Annotated in this window: 8 protein-coding genes; 4 read left to right on the top strand and 4 right to left on the bottom strand. The window is 71.3% G+C overall.

Annotated features, from left to right (window positions below; translation table 11 throughout):
- From HV824_RS21105 to HV824_RS37980, 3 genes are all read left to right on the top strand, one after another.
- A partial coding sequence (locus tag HV824_RS21105; protein WP_176424065.1) for a beta-ketoacyl synthase N-terminal-like domain-containing protein occupies positions 1-4,362 on the top strand: 4,362 nt, incomplete at its 5' end.
- Positions 4,363-4,405: 43 nt separating this feature from the next.
- Positions 4,406-5,206 carry a hypothetical protein gene (locus HV824_RS21100; protein WP_176424064.1) on the top strand — a complete coding sequence of 267 codons (801 nt, stop codon included), beginning with the start codon at positions 4,406-4,408 and terminating at the stop codon, positions 5,204-5,206.
- Complete coding sequence (locus HV824_RS37980; protein WP_176424063.1) at positions 5,206-6,843, top strand: FAD-dependent monooxygenase; 1,638 nt, start codon at positions 5,206-5,208, stop codon at positions 6,841-6,843. Before HV824_RS21100 ends, HV824_RS37980 begins: the two co-directional genes overlap by 1 nt.
- 22 nt (positions 6,844-6,865) lie before the next feature.
- Here HV824_RS37980 and fabD read toward each other — a convergent pair whose 3' ends face one another.
- Positions 6,866-9,148 (bottom strand): ACP S-malonyltransferase, encoded by a 2,283-nt coding sequence (fabD, locus tag HV824_RS37540; protein WP_176424062.1) that lies wholly within the window; start codon positions 9,146-9,148, stop codon positions 6,866-6,868.
- 153 nt (positions 9,149-9,301) lie between these two features.
- Between fabD and HV824_RS21085 the strand changes: the two genes are divergently transcribed.
- Positions 9,302-10,519 carry a cytochrome P450 gene (locus tag HV824_RS21085; RefSeq protein ID WP_176420472.1) on the top strand — a complete coding sequence of 406 codons (1,218 nt, stop codon included), beginning with the start codon at positions 9,302-9,304 and terminating at the stop codon, positions 10,517-10,519.
- Positions 10,520-10,538: 19 nt separating this feature from the next.
- Here HV824_RS21085 and HV824_RS21080 read toward each other — a convergent pair whose 3' ends face one another.
- From HV824_RS21080 to HV824_RS21070, 3 genes are all read right to left on the bottom strand, one after another.
- On the bottom strand, positions 10,539-16,079 hold the full coding sequence (locus tag HV824_RS21080; protein ID WP_176424061.1) for a beta-ketoacyl synthase N-terminal-like domain-containing protein: 5,541 nt from the start codon (positions 16,077-16,079) through the stop codon (positions 10,539-10,541).
- Between the two features lie 518 nt (positions 16,080-16,597).
- The gene (locus HV824_RS21075; RefSeq protein ID WP_176424060.1) at positions 16,598-16,930 is read right to left on the bottom strand and encodes a hypothetical protein; all 333 of its coding nucleotides are present in this window, start codon (positions 16,928-16,930) and stop codon (positions 16,598-16,600) included.
- 1,014 nt (positions 16,931-17,944) lie between these two features.
- Positions 17,945-19,240, bottom strand: coding sequence for a YecA family protein (locus HV824_RS21070; protein ID WP_176424059.1), 1,296 nt, complete (start codon positions 19,238-19,240; stop codon positions 17,945-17,947).
- Positions 19,241-19,308: the final 68 nt, after the last annotated feature.

Raw genomic sequence — 19,308 nt, 5'->3', positions numbered from 1 at the left:
CCCCAGGCACCGACGCGAGCGACCGAGGCGCGGCCCGCGCCCGCCACCCGTGACGTGGCCCGCGAGCCCATCGCCATCATCGGCATGGCTTGCCGCTTCCCCGGCGGGTGCGACAGCCCCGAGTCCCTGTGGCGCTTCCTGATGGACGGGGGGGACGCCATCGTCGACGTGCCCCGGGAGCGCTGGGACGCGGACGCCTTCTTCGACTCGGACCCCGACGCCCCCGGCGGCAGCTACGTGCGGCGGGGCGGCTTCCTGCGCGAGGCGCCGTCGCTCTTCGATGCGCGGCTCTTCGGCATCTCGCCCCGGGAGGCCAGCGACATGGACCCCCAGCAGCGCCTGCTGCTCGAGGTGTCCTGGGAGGCGCTGGAGCGGGCCGGGCTCGCCCCCGACAGCCTCGCGGGCCGGCCAGTGGGCGTCTTCGTGGGCATGGGCACCGCGGAGTACGGCCTGCTGCTGCGCGACGCGCGCCAGTTCGGCGCCTATACCGCCACGGGCATGGCGACCAACATCGCCTCGGGCCGCATCGCGCACCGGCTGGGGTTGCAGGGACCGGCCCTCACCGTGGACACGGCCTGCTCCTCGTCGCTCATGGCCGTCCACCTCGCGTGCGACAGCCTGCGCAAAGGCGAGTCCGAGGTGGCCCTGGCCGGCGGCGTCAACCTCCTGGTGTCGCCCTACCCGTTCGTCTCGCTGTGCCGGCTGCGGGCCCTGGCGCCAGATGGCCGCTGCAAGACGTTTGACGCCGCCGCGGACGGCTACGGCCGCGCCGAGGGCGGTGGCGTCATCGTCCTCAAGCGGCTGGATGATGCGCTGCGGGACGGTGACCCCGTGCTCGCCGTGCTCCTGGGTTCGGCGGCCAACCACGACGGCGCCAGCAGCGGGCTGACCGTCCCGAACGGGCTCGCGCAGCAGGCCCTGCTTCGCAAGGCGCTGGCCTCCGCGGGACGGGAGCCCGGACAGGTCTCCTACGTGGAGGCCCATGGCACCGGGACGTCGCTGGGGGACCCCATCGAGATGCAGGCGCTGGGCGCCGTCTACGGCCAGCGGCCGGCTGCCTCGGAGGCGTTCACGGTGGGCGCGCTCAAGGCCAATCTGGGACACCTCGAGGCCGCCGCCGGCATCGCCGGCCTCATCAAGACGGTGCTCTGCCTCCAACACCGGAGGATTCCGAAGCAGCCCCACCTCCGTCAGCTCAACCCGCTCCTCCGCCTGGAGCGCGCTCGCGCCCGGCTCCCGTGGGACACCCTGCCGTGGGAGGGCGAGGACCGGCTGGCGGGCGTGAGCGCGTTCGGCTTCTCGGGCACCAACGTCCACGTCATCGTGGGCGAGCCCCCCGCTTCAACGTCCCGGCCAGCGCCCTTCCGCGAGCGGCCCGTGTACCTGCTGCCCCTCTCGGCCCGGGACGACACCGCGCTGCGTGCGCTGGCCCACGGATGGAGCGCGCACCTGGCCAGCACGTCGGAGCCCGCGCTCGCCGCGACGTGCGCGGCGGCCATGGCCTCGCGCAGCCACCTGGAGCACCGCGCCGTGGTGGTGGCCGCGGATGGCGCGGCGCTGTCCGCCGGGCTCCAGGCGCTCGCCGAGGGACGTGAGGCCGAAGGGCTTCGCCTGGGCGTCGTCGAGCAGGGCGCGGCCCCGCGCCTCGCGTTCGCCCTCCCCCATGGCGGCGACCTCGCCTCCACCGTCGCGGCGGTGTACCCGGTGGAGCCCATCTTCGCGGCGGCCCATGACGCCGTGGGCGCGATGGCCGCGGAGCTGCTGGGCGGCGACGCGCGCGCCCTGGCGACACGCGAGCTCACCGCCTTCCAGGCCCGGTTCGCCCTCCTCCGGCTCCTGGAGCACTGGGGCTACCGCCCGGACGCGCTGCTGGCGGATGGCGGGAGCGTCTACCTCGCGGCCTGCGAGGCTGGAGTGATGGAGCTCCGGGACGCGCTGCGCTGCCTGCTGCGTGACCTGGGCCTGCACGCCCCCTTCCCGCTGGCGGCGGAGCGGCTGTCCGCGCCCCGCTGCCGCGTGCTGTCCACGCGGGCGCCGGCGTCCCTCGACGTGGAGGCTGCGACGCAGCCCGGCACCTGGAGCACGTCCCATGAGGCGACGGGCGACTGGCACGTCGCGCGCGCGGGGCTCGACGACGCGGAGCACCGCCTCGTCGTGGCGCTGGGCGACACGGGCCAGCCCTGGCTCGACGCCACGTCGGCGCAAGCGCCCTGGTGGGCGCTGCTGGACTGCGTGGCGCGCCTCCATGCGCGGGGGCTCGCCCCGGACCGCCGCACCTTCACCGCGGGGCTTCCCCGTCCGGAGCAGGTGCTGCCCACCTACCCGTTTCAACGCAAGCCCTACTGGCTGCGGGACACGGCCCCCGTGGCGCCGGAGGCCCCCGCGGCACACGACGTGTTCGACGGCGTGCCCGTGCCCTCCGCGCGTCCCGAGCGCGAGCTCACCTACCGCCTCAGCCACGCGCGGCTGCCGGACCTGGGCGACAACCATGGCATCGCCCACGTCGGGCACCTCCAGGAGCTGCTGACCCGCGCCGTGCGTCAGCACCTGGGCCTGCCGTCCTTCTCGCTGCGGGACGTGCGCTACCGGGTCGCGCTGCACGTCGAGCCCGGCGAGGAGCGCGAGCTGCGCCTCGTGGTGGAGCCTCAGGAGGACGCGCGCGCGCGGCTCCTGCTCCAAAGCCGTCCCTCTCCACAAGCCGAGTGGACGCTCCACATGCAGGCGGAGCTGGAGCGCGCGTCGGCCACACCGGAGACGCCGTGGGCCCGCCCCCACCTGGAGGGCGGCACGCGCTGGGAGGGCGCCACCTTCTACCAGCGGCTCTCCGAGCTGTCCTTCGACCTGGGGGAGAGCGTGAAGTGGGTGGACGAGGTGTGGTTCCGAGCCGGCGAGGCCGTGGCCCGGTTCCGCCCGCAGCCCCGACCGGCCGGCGCCGCCAGGGGCCTGGGCTTCCACCCGGGCGTCCTGGACGCGTGCGCCCAGCTCTGCGCCGTGGCGGGCGCTGAGTATCTCAAGGACCGGATGCGGTTCATGGTGGTGGGCTGGGAGTCCTTCCAGCTCCACCACGCCCCCGCGGACGGCACGCTGTGGTGCCACCTCACCTTCCCGGAGCCGCCCGACGCGAGCGGCTGCCTCACCGGCAACCTCCGCCTGCTCGACGGCGAGGGGCGGCAGGTCGCCGAGGCCCGGGGGCACCGGGTGCGGCTGCTGGACGCCGAGCGGGTGGAGGCGCTGGAGAAGGCCCTCCAGGAGTCACCGTCGGCAGCGCCGCCCACGGCGGCCACGCCCCTGGACGGACTGGACGCGGACGCCCGGCGCGCCTGGGTGACGCGGTTCCTGAGCGAGTGCGCCGCGCGGCTCCTCGACCTGGAGCCCGCGGCCCTCCCGGTGGGGCGCCCGCTGCGCGAGCTGGGCTTCGACTCCCTCACCGGGCTGGCGCTGCGGCGGGACATCGAGGAGCGGCTGGCGCTGCGCGTCCCAGCGGAGCTGCTGCTCGAAGGGCCGAGCATCGAGCAGCTCTGCGCCACCATGCTGAAGGACCTCGCGCCCGGCTCCGCCACGGCGGCGCTCCCGGCGACGGACGCGTGGTTCACCCACGTCGTGCGCCGCGCGAAGCCCGCCCTGCGCCTGTTCTGCTTCGCCTATGGCGGCGGCGGCGCCTCGCTCTACCGCGACTGGGGGCGGCTGCCCGAGCACGTCGAGGTGTGGCCGCTCCAGCTCCCGGGACGGGAGACGCGCATCCACGAGCCGCCCATCCACCAGCTCGACCTGCTGCTGCCCAGGCTCGTGGACGCGCTGCGGCCCCGGCTGGACCTGCCCTTCGCATTCTATGGGCACAGCCTCGGCGCGCTGCTGGCCTACCTCGTCGCGAGCCGACTGCGCGCCCAGGGGCTGCCCCAGCCGCGCCACCTCCTCGTGGGAGGCGCCAGCGCGCCCTCCCTGGCGCCGGGCCCCTTCCTGGAGGACCTCCAGCGGCGCTTCCGCGCGGCGGGCTTCGACGGGATTCCCGCGCCCTCGACGCGGGAGCCGCTCGCGCCCCTGCTCGACATCGCCCTGCGCACGGCCGAGGGACGGGTGCTGGCGGACCAGGACGCCGACTTCGCCCGGGCCCTGCTGCCCATGATGCTCGCGGACCTGAAGTTGATGGAGGGCTACCGCTACCAGCCCGAGCCACCCTTCGACTTCCCCATCACCGCCCTGCACGGCGCCGCCGATGACCGCATCACCGAGGACGCCGCGAGGGCCTGGCAGGCGCTCACCCGAGGCGGCTTCCAGTGCCAGGTGACGCCTGGCGACCACTTCTTCCTGCGCGCGGAGCAGGCCCAGGACTGGCTCCTGGAGCGGCTCGCCGCCGCGCTCTGAACCTTCCATCCACCGAGCCTCACGCCACACCCGGACGACGCCCATGCAACGCGCCCACCTCTTTGAGTTCAACGACCTGCCGTGGCTGCCCTCGCCCCTGCGGAAGACCATCCGGGAGTTCCTGCACCACATGTCGGTGCGGCTGCGGATGTACGACAGCGCCTTCGACCTGCTCGGCGAGCTGCTGCGGCAGCGCGAGCTCACCTCCATCCAAGCGCTGTGCGCGGGGGACGGCGGGCTGATGCTCGCGCTGTCCAGGCACCTGGGCCGGGAGGACGTCCGCATCCAGCTCTCGGACAAGTACCCGGCCGCGGAGCTGTACGCCGAAGTCGAGCGGGAGAGCGCGGGCCGCGTGGGCCACGTCGCGGAGTCGGTGGACGTGCTGAACGTGCCCGCGCACCTGGAGGGCCTGCGCCTCGTCGTCAACGCCGTGCACCACTTCCAGCCCGAGCAGGTGCGGGGAATCCTGACCGACGCGGTGGGCAAGCGGCAGCCCATCGTCTTCATGGAGCCCGTGCAGCGTGAGCCGCTCGCCATCCTGCGCTTCTGCGCGGCGACGCCGCTGCTGAGCGCGTGGCTGAGCCTGGGCGGCATCTGGCCGCTCAGCGTCCGGCGCACGCTGCTGGGCGTGGTGGTCCCCGTGGGCGCGTTCTGCTTCTTCGTCGACGGCGTCGTCTCGCACCTGCGTGCCTACCACCTCGACGAGTGGCGAGACCTCATCGCCCAGGTCGACGGCCATGAGCACTACGACTGGGACCTGCGCCAGGTGCCCGGCTTCATGGGCTCGCGCATCTCCTTCCTCGCGGGCCTGCCCAAGGTCCACCTCGCCCAGGAGCCCGCGTGATGACGCGCTCGACCGACGTCCTGATTGTCGGGGCGGGCCCTGTGGGCCTGTGCCTCGCGCTGGCGCTGGACCAGCAAGCCATCCGGGTGCGCGTCATCGACAAGCAGCCCTCGTTCTCCGGCGAGTCCAAGGCCGTCACCCTCCAGCCGAGAACGCTGGAGATCTTCCAGCTGCTGGGCGTCGCGGACCGGCTGCTCCAGGCCGGCATGGCCAACCCCGTCATGAACATGTACGCGGGCACCCAGCGCGCCACCGTGCTCCGCTATGACAGGCTGGAGAGCGAGTTCCCCTTCTACCTGCACCTGCACCAGGGACGCACGGAGCGGGAGCTGGTCCAGGCCCTGAGCGACCGGGGCGTGGTCGTGGAGCGCGACACGCGACTGGACGACTTCCGCCAGGACGACTCAGGGGTGACGGCCCGGCTGACGCGGGCCGGAGGGGTGACCGAGGAGGTCCAGGTCCCCTTCCTGGTGGGCTGCGACGGCGGCCACAGCCAGGTCCGCGCCGTGCTCGGCCTCCCCTTCACCGGGGCGCGCTACGACGACAACTGGATCATGACGGACGTGCGCATCCCCAACATGTCGCTGGCCCGCGACGAGCGCCACGGCTTCATCCTCGACCGGTTCCCCTTCGTGGTGCTGAACCTGGGTGACGATTACTACCGGCTCATCTCCGCGCGCCCGCCCGACTCGCCGCTCAAGGGACAGGCGCCCACGCTCGACGAGTTCCGAGCCATCATGACGCCGCTGGGGTTGGGCCACTGGAAGCTGGAGGACCCGCTCTGGCTCACCCAGTACCAGCCGAGCCAGCGGCTCGTGTCTCAATACCGAGTGGGGCGCGTCTTCGTTGCGGGCGACGCGGCCCATGTGAACACCCCCATCGCCGCCCAGGGCCTCAACACGGGGGTGCTGGACGCCATCAACCTGGCCTGGAAGCTCGCGCTCGCGGTGCGTGGCAAGGCGCGCGCGTGCCTGCTCGACAGCTACCATGGGGAGCGCCACCCCGCCGCCGTGTCGATGTTCGCGGAGAACGACCGGCTCACCCTGCTCGTCTTCGGGGCGAACCCCGTCCTCCGCTACCTCGCGCGCAAGCAGCTGCGGCTGCTGAACCTGCCCGCGCTGAACCTGAAGAACGTCCTGAAGACCTCGCAGCTCGGCGTGCACTACCGCCGCGGCCCGGTGACGCAGGCGGCGGTGGACCCGCGAGGCGCCCGCGCGGCCCAAGCCGCGTTCAAGCGCGGCCAGGCCGAGCCCGGGGACCGCGTGCCCCACTTCCGCCTGGAGGCCGAGCACCCCACCTCCATCCACGCGGTGCTCCGGCCCGACCGCCACACCCTCCTCGTCCTGGGCGGCGAGCGTCCCGACGCGGACCGCATGCGCGCACTGGCACGACATGCGCTGCAGCGGCATGGCGACCAGCTCCACCTCCACTTCGTCCTCGGCGGACAGGCGGCCTCGGGCTTCGACCCCGCGAACCTGGGCAAGGCCTGGGCGGATGTCCAGCATCACGCCCACCGGGCGCTGGGCGCGAAGCGCGCGGGCGGCGTGCTGATTCGCCCTGATGCCCACATCGCCGCGCGCTTCGCCCTGGACGCACCCGAGAGCCTGGACGCCTATTTCCAGGCCCTCCTGTGCTGAAGGCCCCGCGCGGGGCCGCGCCTCAGGGCCCCGCGCGGAACCCCTGGAACCGCTGCTCCAGCCACTCCGCCGTCGCATCCATGAGCTTCACGGCCATCTCATCCACGTGGCGGTCGCGCCACGAGGCCAGGGGCGTCCCCTGTACCCACTGATTGAAAGAGCCCAGCGCCGGCCCGCAGTGGATTTGATAGTCCGTGCGCTGCTCCGGGCTGCCGCGCAGCGCCAGCCGGGAGGTGTGGACGAAATACCAGCGGAAGACGAGGGCCATCTTCTGCCGCGGGTTGCGCTCGGCGCGATCCACCACCTCCGGAGCGACGCGCAGGTAGTGCTGGCGCGTCTCCTCCCAGACCTCCTCGATGCCACGGCGGAAGTACTTCGTCTCGAGCTGGCTCCGCGTCTGCGCGTCCAGCGCCTCCAGCGAGGGGTGCTGCTGATAGAGCGCGTACAGCCGGTTGGCCCGGGCGGGGAAGAAGAGGCCCTTGCGCACCACCTGGACCTTGGCGCCCAGCTCGAACATGTCCCCGGCGGGCGCGCACGTCACGTCCTGCACGTCCAGCGTCTCCAGCAGGTCCTTCACGGGCTCGCTGGTGCCGGCCTCCACGGAGCACTGGTTGATGGAGCCCGTGACGATGAAGTCCGCCCCCATGATGAAGGCCGCGGCCGCCGCCTGCGGGGTACCGATGCCGCCCGCGGCGCCCACCCGGATGCGCGTGGCGTAGCCGTGCTCGGCCATCATCCGCTCTCTCAGGAGCCCCACCGCGGGCAGCAGCGCGCTGGCGACGCCCTGGTCCGTGTGGCCTCCGGAGTCGGACTCCACGCAGAGGTCCTCGGCCATGGGCAGCGCCCGGGCGAGCCGCGCCTCCTCCTCGGAGACCCGGCCAGCGCGCACCAGCGCCTCCAGGATGTCGGCGGGCGGCGGGCTCATGAAGGCCCTGGCGACCTCCGGCCGGGAGAGCTTGGCGATGAGCCGGTTCGGCGCCTCGATGCGGCCGTCCTCGCGCCGCCGCAGCCCGGTGACGCGGAAGCGGACCAGCGCCGGCGTGACGCGGATGAAGGCCGACGCCTCGACGTTGCGCACGCCCCGGCGCAGGAAGAGGTCCACCATCTGCTCCTCCCGCTCCGGACGGTCGAGGCTGTGCAGCAGATTCACCCCGTAGGCCTCGCCCGGGCGCAGCGCGGCCTGGATGGCGAGGACCTCCTCATCGACGCGAGCGAGCGGCACGCCGCCGGTGCCGAAGAAGCCCAGCAGGCCCGCGCGCCCCATCCGCACCACCAGCTCGCGGGAGGAAATCCCCTTGTACATGGAGCCCGCGACGTAGGCGAGCCGCACGCCGTAGGTCTCCCGGAAGGCCCTGCTCCCCAGCGCCTGCGCGCGCACGGCGGCGGACGCGGGCGCGGCGGCGGGCACGGCCTGCTGCGAGGGCTCACGTGGCTCCGGCGTCGGAGCCGCCGCCACCGAGGGGACGGCCGGCTTCGCTTCGCGGATGCGCCGCAGCAGCCCCGCGAGGACCTGGCCGTGTCCCACCTCCTCGAACGTCTGCTCCCCCAGGCCGAGCAGGTAGCGCACGCTCTGCGTCCACTTCACCGGCGAGTCAATCTGCCGCGCCAGCAGCTCCGGGAGCCGGGCCTCGTCGTAGGGACGCGCCTCCACGTTGGACACCACCGGGAAGCGCAAGGGCGCGAACGTGAACTCCCGCAGGAAGGCCGCGAAGTCCTCCCGCGCCGGGCGCATGTACCGCGAATGGAACGCCGCGCTCACCTTGAGCAGGACGACATTGCCCCCCGCGGCGCGCAGCTCCGGCGCCACGCGCTCCAGGTCCTCCCGGGGCCCGGACAGCACCTGCTGGCTGGGCGTGTTGTCGTTGGCCAGGTCCAGGCTGCCCACCCCCAGCCGCTCCAGCACCTCCGCGATGCGCTCGACGGACAGGCCCAGCACCGCGGCCATGCCACCGCCTCGCGCCTGCCCCATCAGCTCACCACGCCGGCGCACCAGGAGGACTCCCGTCCGGAAGTCGAAGGCCCCCGCGGCGAACAGCGCGTTGTACTCCCCCAGGCTGTGCCCCAGCGCGTGGTCCGGATCCCGGCCGTGCCGCTCCCGCTGCTCCAGCCACGACAGCGCGTTCACGACGAACAACGCGGGCTGGGTGTACTGCGTCTGGTCCAACCGTTCGTCCTGATACACCTCCGCCAGCCGGTACCCCAGCACCTCGTCAGCCTGGGACAGCAAGGCCGGGTGCCGGGAAAGCAGCTCGCGGCCCATCCCGCGCGCCTGAGAGCCCTGTCCGGGGAACATGTATGTCGTCATCGGCTTCACACCCCAACCCACGAGTCTGGATTTCAATCCTTGCGGCCGCACCAAGACACAGCCAGACCATTCGTGTATCATGAAACACAGCCATAAATCCATTCACGGACGCACCACGCGCCCCAACCCTCCACGCAACGGGAGAGCAACACCATGAGCGAAGCGCAGAAGCTGCACGTCAACATCCTGGCCCCTGAGTTCCACATCAATCCCTATCCCTTCTACAAGCAACTGCGTGAGCAGGAGCCTGTGTATTGGAGCGAGGAGACCCGTCACTGGCTCATCACGCGCCATGAGGACGTGCAGACGGCCCTGCGCGACGCGGCCCGCTTCTCCAGCCAGAGCAGTGAGACGTTCGTGGTGCGGGACGACTTCATGCAGCACCTGCGCCCCATCATCACCCATTTCTCGATGTGGGCCGTGATGAAGGACAACCCCGAGCACAAGCGGCTGCGAGGGCTCATCAACCAGGCCTTCCGCCCGGAGAATGTCCGGGACATCCACCAGCGCGCCCGGCAGACCGCGGAGTGGCTGATTGACCAGGTGCATGACAAGGGCGAGATGGACTTCGTCAATGACTACGCATACGCGCTCCCCGCCCTGCTCTTCGCGGTGGAGATCCTGGGCATGGACCGCGGCGACCTGCCCACCTTCAAGCAGTGGAGCGTGGACCTCGCCCACGCCACGGGCCGCATCGACAACCTGGACATCATGCTGAAGGGCCAGGACGCGCTCCTGGGCATGACGGACTACATCACCCGCGCCATCAACGACCGCCTCGCGCGCCCGCGCGAGGACTTCATCTCCTACCTGGTCAAGGCCTGGCGGGAGGAGAACAAGCTCACGCTGGAGGAGGTGGTGGCGCAGATGGTCCTCCTGCTCGCGGGCGGCCATACCACCACGCAGAACGTCATCAGCACCGGCCTGCTCGCGGTGTTCAAGCACCCCGAGCAGTGGGAGCGCCTGAAGCGCGACCCCGTCATCAACCGGGCCGCGGCCGAGGAGCTCTACCGCTTCACCTCCCCCGCCCAGGCGCCCACGCGCGTCGCGGCGTGCGACTTCGAGTTCGGCGGCAAGCAGATTCTGAAGGGCCAGGGCGTCATGCCCATGGTGGCCGCGGCCAACCGAGACCCCGCCGTCTTCGACCAGCCGGACACGCTGGACCTCAGCCGTGAGAAGAACCCGCACCTGGGGTTCGGCACGGGCATCCACGTCTGCCCGGGCGCCTTCCTCGCGCGCGCGGAGATTCCCGTCGCCTTCGAGACGCTCTTCCGCCGGATTCCCAACGTCCGGCCGAAGAGCGCCGCCGAGGACTGGAACATGAACCTCAGCTTCCGGGGCCTGTCCACGTTCCCCATCTGCTGGAGCTGAGGCCCTCCTCCCTTCCGCGTCAGCCCGTCGCGCCGAGCTCCAGGGCGACGAGCTGACGCCGGGGACGGGGCGCGCTCGCTGGGCGTGGCGCTGGCGCCTCGCCGCGCGCCTCCAGCCAGTAACGCTCGCGAGAGAAGACCACGGGGGGGCGTGGCTCGCGTCGCGGCCCCGATTGAACGGGGGCCTCGCTCACCAGGACGTGGGCGTTGGTGCCCCCGAAGCCGAACGCGCTGACGCCCGCGCGGCGCACCCCCTCCAGGGGCTCCCACGGCCGGAGCACGGTGTTGGGGAAGAGCGGTGACGACTCGAAGCTGAAGCGCGGGTTGGGCGTCGCGCAGTGCAGCGTGGGCGGCAGCTGCTGGTGGACCAGGGAGAGCACCACCTTGAGGAAGCCCGCGATGCCCGCGGCGCTCAGCAGGTGGCCGAAGTTGCTCTTGACGCTGCCCACGGCGCAGGTGCCCGGACGCGCGCCCGCCGGCGCGAGCACCTCCGTGAGCGCCTTGAGCTCAATGGGGTCCCCCAGCCGGGTCCCGGTGCCGTGCGCCTCCACGTAGCCCAGGGTCCGCGGGTTGACGCGTCCCCGGCGCAGCGCCTCCTCGATGACGGCGCGCTGCCCCGCGGGGTTGGGCGTGGTGATGCCCATGGTGTGGCCGTCATTGTTGACAGCGGTCGCGTCGATGACGCCGTAGACGCGGTCCCCGTCGGCCAGGGCCTTGCGCAAGGGCTTGAGCAGGACCACGCCCGCGCCCTCGCCCGGGACGAAGCCATCCGCCCGCTCGTCGAAGGTCTTGCACCTGCCGTCGAGCGACAGCGCGCGGCTCTCGCTGAGCGTGAGGTACACCCCTTCGTCGAGCAGGATGTCCACCCCGCCGGCCAGCGCCAGCTCCGACTCCCCGGAGTACAAGCTCTGGCAGGCCAGGTGGAGGCTCACCAGCGAGGACGAGCACGCGGTGTCCACCACCAGGCCCGGCCCCTTCAGGTCGAGGAAGTGCGACACGTGCGCCGCGATGAAGTTCTGGCCTGAGCCGATGACGCCGTTGCGCGTCGGCGCGGGCATGCGCGCGGCATAGCCGCTCATGCGCGAGCCCACGAAGACGCCCACCCGCCTGCCGGCGAGCTCGTCCCGGGCATAGCCGGCGTGCTGGAGGCACTGCACGCTGACCTCCAGGAACTGACGCATCAACGGGTCGACGCAGGGCGCGTCCGCCTTCGCGATGTGGAAGTAGCCCGGGTCGAAGTGCTCGATTCCCTGGAGGAAGCCCCCCCACTTGCCCACGCTCCGCCCGGGCCGGTGCGTGCTGGAGTAGAGGTCCTCCGCGCGCCAGCGTGAGGAGGGGACCTCGGTGATGTGGTCCAGGCCGTCACGGAGCGTGCGCCAGTACGCCTCCAGGCCGGAGGAGCCCGGGAAGTGGCACGCCATGCCAACCACCGCGATGGGCTCCACGCCTCCCGACAGGGCTCCGGGCTCCGCCAGGACGGCGGGCTCGGGGACACGCGGGGGAAGCGGCACCTCCGGTGGCCGGGCCGCCTCTTGCGCGGGCACCTGAGGACGAACCTCCGGAGTGACGCCCTCCGAGCTGCCCCCCTCCGGGTGCGCCGCGTCGCATACCGCTCGGATGGCCTCCGGATACGCGGCCACCAGCCGCTCCACCAGCGTCCTCACGGTCCGGTACTGGAGCGGCAACGAAGGGTCGACGTCCACGCCCAGCCAGTCCTCCAGCTTCGTCATCACCTCGATGAGGAGGATGGAGTCCAGGCCCAACGTCTCGAAGTCGGCGTCCGCGCCGACCTGGTCGCGCGAGAGGCTCAGGACCCGCGCGAGCATCTGCTGGAGCCACTGCTGGACCTCTTCGCGGAGCGCGTCGCCGGAGTCGCCTTGTGGCATGGGCGCCGCGACGGGCGCGGGCGCTGCGGCAGGCGCGGACGACGTGACGGACGCAGGCGCTGCCACAGACGCGGGCGACACAACGAGCGCAGGCCTCGTCACTGGGGCAGCCGAGCCCTGGACCACGGCCGGGCTCACCCTGGACTCGGCGCGCACGAGGCGCGCAGGCAGGGGACGAACGCGCGGCTGAAGCAGCGCGTCGACGGCGAAGCGGGCGGGCTCGATGATGGCTGGCAGCACCACCGCTCGCTTGGAGGCGAGCGCCGCGTCCAGCAGCGCGAGCCCCTCCGAGGTGGAGTGGGCCGCGAGGCCGAGCGCACGATAAGCCGCGCTGCCCACCTCCCCCATGCCCACGTCCTTCCAGTTGGGCCAGATGATGGACTGGTAGGCGTCACGGCCCTGTGCGCGCCGGTGCTCGGACAGCAGGTCCATGAACGCATTGGCGGCCGAGTAGTCCACGATGCCGGCGGCCAACGAGGGCGCCACCCCAGAGACAGAGGAGAACAACACGAAGAAGTCGAGCGCGTCCCGGCGAAGCGCGCGCTCCAGGACGCGGAGCCCATCGACCTTCGGCTCCAGCACCCCACGGAGTTGGCTCAAGGGCTTGCTGCTGAACGAGGGCGGATCGAAGAACACGGCTCCCGCGGAGTGGACACACCCGCCGATGGGCCCGAGCGTCGCGCGCACGTCACCGAAGAACGACTCCAGCGCCGCCGCGTCCGTCAGCGAGCCGACGTGGACCCGCACCTGGACGCCCTGTGAGAGCAAGGCCTGCAAGGGCGCGAGCCGCTCACAGAGGGACTCATCCGTGGAGGGATTCGCGAGAAGCCCGACCCACTCGTGCTGGGGCGGCAACGGCCGAACGCCCAGGAGCGCGAGCCGACGGGCGCCCCGGGCCACCAGGTGCTTCGCGACCTCCAGACCAATGCCACGCACCCCACCGGTGATGACATACGTCTTGTCAGCGGAGATGAGCGGCGCGGCTCCCGCCGTATCCGTCAGCGGGTTCATGGAGAGGCAGTACCGCGCGCCGCTCCGGAGCGCGACCTCGCCTCGTGGGTCGTGGACCTCCAGCTCCTGGCGAAGCAGTGACGCGAGCGCTTCTGCGGACTCGGGCAGTTGCTCCACATCCACGGTGCGCGCCCGCAGTCCCGCGTACTCCGCGCCGAGCTTGCTCACCAGGGCGGCCATCAACCCACCTCCCAGGTCCAGCGGACCGCTGGCCCTGAAGGGTCGGAGCCCTCGGGTGAAATGCAGCAACGGGAAGGACTCGCCTCGGCTCCGCTTCAGCAGCATTTGCAACAACCCGATGCGCCCGAGCGAATCGAACCGGGAGCCCTCTTCCTCGTCCTCCTGCCGCGGAGCCGCGCGGAGGTCCGACAAGTCGATGATGCCCGCGAGACGTCCGGGCCGCTGGATCAGCTCCTCCCCGAGCCGGACGCCAGCCTCATACCGGTCGAAGTCCAGCAGGGCATGTGGCCCCGAGCGCCCGATACCGCAGCCCGCCACGAGGAACGCCTGGGGATTCCCAAGCGAGGCGAGCGCCTCACGGGCCAGGTCGAGGGTCTCCTCGTTCACCAGCACGACCAGGTTCCCGCTCAGGTCCACGGCCTCATCGACGAACTGCGCCTCCACGGCATGCCACTCCATCCCGAGCAGGAGCGCGTTCTCAGGGGCGCGCGGCGGCTCCGCCAATGCGTCCTCGGAGTTCCCACGCGCGGGGAGCGCCAACTCGACAGGTGACGTCGGCACGGAGGCGAGTGCCGGCACGACAGGCAGCGTCGAGACGACGGCTGGCACCGGCGCGGAGGAGCGCCCCAGTGGCGCACTCGCCGCTGGCGCCAAGACGGGTGTCGGCAGTCGCGCCGGACGCGGCAGGTCCAACCAGCAGCGCTCGGTCGTGAACGGCTGGGTGGGCAACGCGACGCACCGGTAGCCCCCCCGCGAGAACAAGAGGGAGCGGTCGACGTCCACTCCCAGCGCATGGAGCTCCGCCACGACCGTGAGCGTGTCGCGCCAATCAGCGCGGGAGCGCTCCGGCCCCAGCTCACGCAACATCCGCCCGCTCATCTCCCGCAGCGCCCGCCGGGACGCCGCAGAGAACGGGCCCCCCTCCCTCATTCCGGACGAACCGTCGAAGCGGCGCAGGAGTTCACACAGCTCCTGGAGGTCCGACGCCACGAAGGCGGCACGCCGCTCCAGCGAACCACGGCCCCGGGCCAGGGTGAAGGCGACGTCGCCGGGATGAGGCGCATCGCCGCGCGCCAGGGCCTGACCGAGCCGCTCCGCCAGGTCCATCGCGAACTGCCGGAGCGCTTCGTCACTTCGCGCGGACAAGAAGAACAGGTAGGCCGGCCGCTCCGGCGCATCCACGCGAGGCGGAAGCGGGGGCGCCTCCTCCACGATGAGGTGACAATCCGTGCCCCCCATCCCAAAGGCGTTGATGGCGGCGCGGCGGGGTGCGCCCTCTTCGCTCACCCAGGGCCGCGACCGGGTGTTGACCTCGAAGGGCGTCGTCGTGAAGCGCTCGTGGTCGCCCGCCTCGTCCGCGTGAAGCGAGGGCGGCAATTGCTGATGCTCGAAGGCGAGGAGGACCTTGAGGAGCCCCGCCATGCCCGCGGCGGGCACGGCGTGCCCGACGTTCCCCTTGACGGAGCCGATGGCGCGGAAGCCCGCCCTCGGAGCCCGCTCATGGAACACGGCTCGAAGGGCCTCTAGCTCCTGGTCATCCTCGCCGCGGATGCCACTGCCGTGCGCCTCCACATAGGAGATCGTCTCGGGCTCGACGTCCGCCTGCTGTTGGACGTCGCGGATGAAGTCCGCCCAACCGGCGCCCAGCGCGTTCGTGACGGGAGCGCCTGGAAGCCGTCCGCTCTGGACGGTGCCGCTGCCCCGGATGACCCCGAGGATCCGATCCCCATCCGCCACGGCCCGCTCCAGCAGCTTGAGGACCACCACGCCGACACCCTCCGCGGGGACGAAGCCATCCGCATCCAGGGAGAAGGGCCGGCACCGTCCACCCGGCGAGAGCAGGCCCACCTCGGCCGCCAGGCGATGGAACCGGGCGGTGGCCATGACGAAGACGCCTCCCGCCAGCGCCAGTTCGACGGAGCCTGACTGCAACTGCTGGCAGGCCAGGTGGATGGCAACAAGCGAGGACGCACAGGCCGCGTCCACGACGAGGCTCGCGCCCTGGACGCCGAGCATCCGTGACACCCGCGGCAGCACCATCAATGGGTCATTGCCCAGCAGGTGTTGCGCGTTCTCCACCAGCCCCCGCTCGTGCAGCCCGGGCAGGTAGTCCGAGGGGCGCATCCCGACGAAGAGACCTGCCTTGCCGCCGCCCTCCAGCACAGGGACGGAGTGCCCCGCGTCCTCGAGGGCCTTCCAGCAGTGCATGAGCACGAGGCGCTGCTGCGGATCCATCACCGCGGCGTCTTCCCTCGAGATGCCGAAGAAGCCCGGATCGAACCGGTCAACCTCGTCGAGGAACCCCGCCCGCGCGCTCGAAGCGGCGAACGGCGGGGCGCCCCACGTCCAGCGCTCCCGAGGCACCTCGGTCACCGAGTCGATACCCTGGCTCAGGTTGGCCCAGAAGGTCTCCAGGTCCTTCGCCCCTGGAAACCGTCCCGATGCACCAACGATGGCAACCGGACGACGCTCCCCCTCAGTCACTCCACCCACAGCGCTGCGGTGCTCACCCACGAACAACCCCCATGCCCCGGTGAAATCCAGCCGAAATGTCAATTTGCGAGCATAGTGAACTCCATCTTCAACGTGCAATCCGTGGGAGCTCGAAGCTGCGCACCCACCCGGGCCCGGCATCAAGGCCCGGGGCTCAAACCACGAAGCGCTCAGGCTGGCTCGGGACGCGGCGTCACCGGATGGTCCTTCAGCCACTCCTGGCAGCGCTGGACGCGCTGGCTCCGGGGCTTCCACAGCCACCCGTGGGCCCATTACCGATGTCGCTCGTGGACCGGCTCGCCAAGACGCTAATCTGGAGTATCCGCATCCAGCTCGACCGCGCCTGCACCGTCACCAAGCTCGTGCCGAATCTTGGCAGCGAGCACCCCGGGGATGGCCCTGTTCATCAGCGGGGGACTGGTGCTCTTCGCGAAGGCGGCGTCGAAAGCCGCTCCCCCCTGAGAAAGCGACCGGCTCACAGGGGAGGCGGTGTTGCCGAGTCGAGTGACTCAGCAGTACGTCACGCAGAGATGCGAGTTGCAGAGGTGCGAGTTGCAGAGGTGCGAATTGCAGAGCCCGTTGGGGCAGTTGGCGTCGGTATTACAGGCCCGGCCCGCGGAGGTTCCCCCCGAGCACGTCTTGCCACAGTTGGAGTCGATGCTGCAGTGCTGGCCCGCCTGCAGGCCCCCCGAGCACGTCTTGCCACAGTTGGAGTCGATGCTGCAGCGCTGGCCCGCCTGCAGGCCCCCGGAGCACGTCTTGCCACAGTTGGAGTCGATGCTGCAGTGCTGGCCCGCCTGCAGGCCCCCGGAGCAGCGCTTGACGCATGCCTGAGCGGACACCTCGTCTCCTGCACCGGGGCACTCCGCCTGACTCCGCGCCTCTTCTGATGCCGCTACTTCCTCGTGTGTGACCGCCTCCAAGGCGTCCTCGCGCTGCACGGCGTCCGGCGAGCCACACGCAACCAGCGAAAGCGTCAGGCAAACAACGGGAATGAACCTCATGAGGATCTCCGAAGTCTAGATTCTTGCTTTGAGTGGGTTTAGTGGACTGCGCCGCTCAATTGCAAGCCACCCTTCAACCGGACAGCCTTTGAGGAATGTTGCACAAAGGCTGCGATGATTTTCGGAGTGCCTGGGCGTGCTGGGTTGCTTCCATCCATTGATGACATGTAGGCGTCATCGGTTCGATGCCAGCGCCCGTGGAATCGCGGGGAGCGTCCTCAATGGGCAGGCGCAGCCCTTGGAATTGGCGTACCAATGAATTGGCGTTGCCGCTGACGCTTGCCTGCGCCTCCCCTTGAGTGTGTATTCATACCTTGCTGACAAAACAAGACAGCGATTCGCTGTCGCGTGTTGCCAGGAGTCGTGCGCCAGGCTGTGGCCATTTCTGCTCCCTCAAGCAGGTGCGGAGGTGGCGAGTGCGGGGCTTGAGGCAGCGGCCAGGAAGGAGCGGATGAAGAAGAGGACACCGCGAGTGGACTTTCGCCGAGTTGCTCAGCAGGACGTTCGACGTCGACGTGTTTGCCTTCATGAGGTGTGGAGGCAGGCGGCGAGTGATGGCATACGTGAAGGAGGCGGGAGGGGTGCGAGCGATTCTGGGGCACCTGGGCCTGCCCACGGCAGGTGCGAGACTGGCCCGGCGCGCGGGCCGCCCCAGGCCACGTGGTGCAGAAGCGCAAGCCGCCACAGCCAGCCAAGAGCGCCAGGCCCCTGCCTGGCCCCGTCTGGGAAGGCGGCTGGGAGACCTGTCCCCACCGTGCGCTACGACGAAGGAGCCCACGACGCACCTGCTCGCCCCGAACACCGTGCGCCCCGTTGACGCCCCGTGCCGTCGCCGACCCGAGGCGTCCTGACTCAGGCCGGCTCGGGACGCAGCGTCACCGGATGCCCCTTCAGCCACTCCTGGCAGCGCTGGACACGCGCGGCGGCGGCCGGCAGGCCCATGCTCAGCAGCAGCGCGCGGTAGGGCTCGAAGGACTCCGGCGTCCAGGCAGTGAGCGCCTTGAGGTCGGCCAGCGCCACCATCTCCTCGGGCGAGCCCCCTTCCGCTTCCTTCCGCGCCGTGAGCAGCGCGGCGAGCGTCATCCGCGCGGGCTCCGCCTCGAAGGCGATGGCGGCGTCCATGAACGCCGCGCGGGTGGCCTCATCCGCCGCGGGGTCCTTCGCCTTCTCGCGCAGCCGGACGAGCAGCCCGGAGAGGAAGTCGTCATCCAGCGCGCCCTTCACCGCCCGCATCAGCGCCGTCACCGCTTCCCGGCGCACCGCGGGCTCCGTGCCCGTGGGCAGGAGCTTCAGCGCCTGCATGGGCTCCCAGAGCGCGCAGGTGAGCCACAGCTCCTCCTCGGGTGAGAAGACGGCCGGCGACGTCGCGGCCCGCAGCCACGCCTCCACCCGGGCGGCGCGCTCCTTCGCCTCGCGGGCGATGCGCTCGGCCAGCTCCGGTTCGTCCTGCACGTACTTGAGCAGCGCGCCCACGTCGCCGCCGCGAGCCTGCTCAAGCGCGGCCTTCGCCTCGTCGGAGAGGGACTCCTCCTCCAGCCCCTTCACCAGCGCCTCGTACTTCTGGGACAGCTCCTTGTGCCTGGCGCTCCACTCGCGGAACTGCACGTCGAAGATGACGTCCAGCACGGGGATGTCCTCTGGCCGGGCCTTGCCCATCCGCTTGGACGCGGAGGCCAGCATCGTGCCCACGCCAACGGCCCTCCGGTCCTCCGCCGACAGTCCCGGAGTCGACATCTTCGCCATCAACGCGGCGCCGAGCGCCTCCAGGAACGCGGGCGTCCCCAGCTCTCGCACGGTCCCCACCAGCAGCTCACGCCGGGCGCTGGAGGCGTCCTGCTCCGTGTTCTCCGACAACCGGGCCAGCTCCTTCCCCACGTGCTCGGAGAAAGCCTTCACGTCGAAGCGCAGGCCAGGCACCGGGCCCCAATCCGTGAGCAACTCCGCCAGCCGCTCCAGGGCACCGGACAGCTTGGACACCTCGGGGTCGCCCAGCACTGCCATCGCCGCCTCGAGGTCCGCCCTCGCGGACGAGGCAGGGGCGGCGGGCGGCGCGGCGCGGGCCCGGTCCTCTGTGGCATGGCAGACCTTGTACTTCTTGCCACTGCCACAGGGACACGGGTCGTTACGGCCGGGCTTCTTCGAGCTCAAGGGGTCCTCGGGGGTCGCGCGGGCGACAGGGAGAGTCCACGACGCCGCTAGGAGTAGGCATCCCCTTG

This window comes from Myxococcus sp. AM009 (genome assembly GCF_013372605.1).
GTDB lineage: Bacteria > Myxococcota > Myxococcia > Myxococcales > Myxococcaceae > Myxococcus > Myxococcus vastator.
This window is presented reverse-complemented; position numbering and strand designations above follow the sequence as displayed.

Coding starts and splice junctions, on each gene's coding strand:
- HV824_RS21085 (WP_176420472.1), top strand. CDS start 9,302: ATGAGCGAAGCGCAGAAGCTGCACGTCAACATCCTGGCCCCTGAGTTC.
- HV824_RS21100 (WP_176424064.1), top strand. CDS start 4,406: ATGCAACGCGCCCACCTCTTTGAGTTCAACGACCTGCCGTGGCTGCCC.
- HV824_RS37980 (WP_176424063.1), top strand. CDS start 5,206: ATGACGCGCTCGACCGACGTCCTGATTGTCGGGGCGGGCCCTGTGGGC.
- fabD (WP_176424062.1), bottom strand. CDS start 9,148: ATGACGACATACATGTTCCCCGGACAGGGCTCTCAGGCGCGCGGGATG.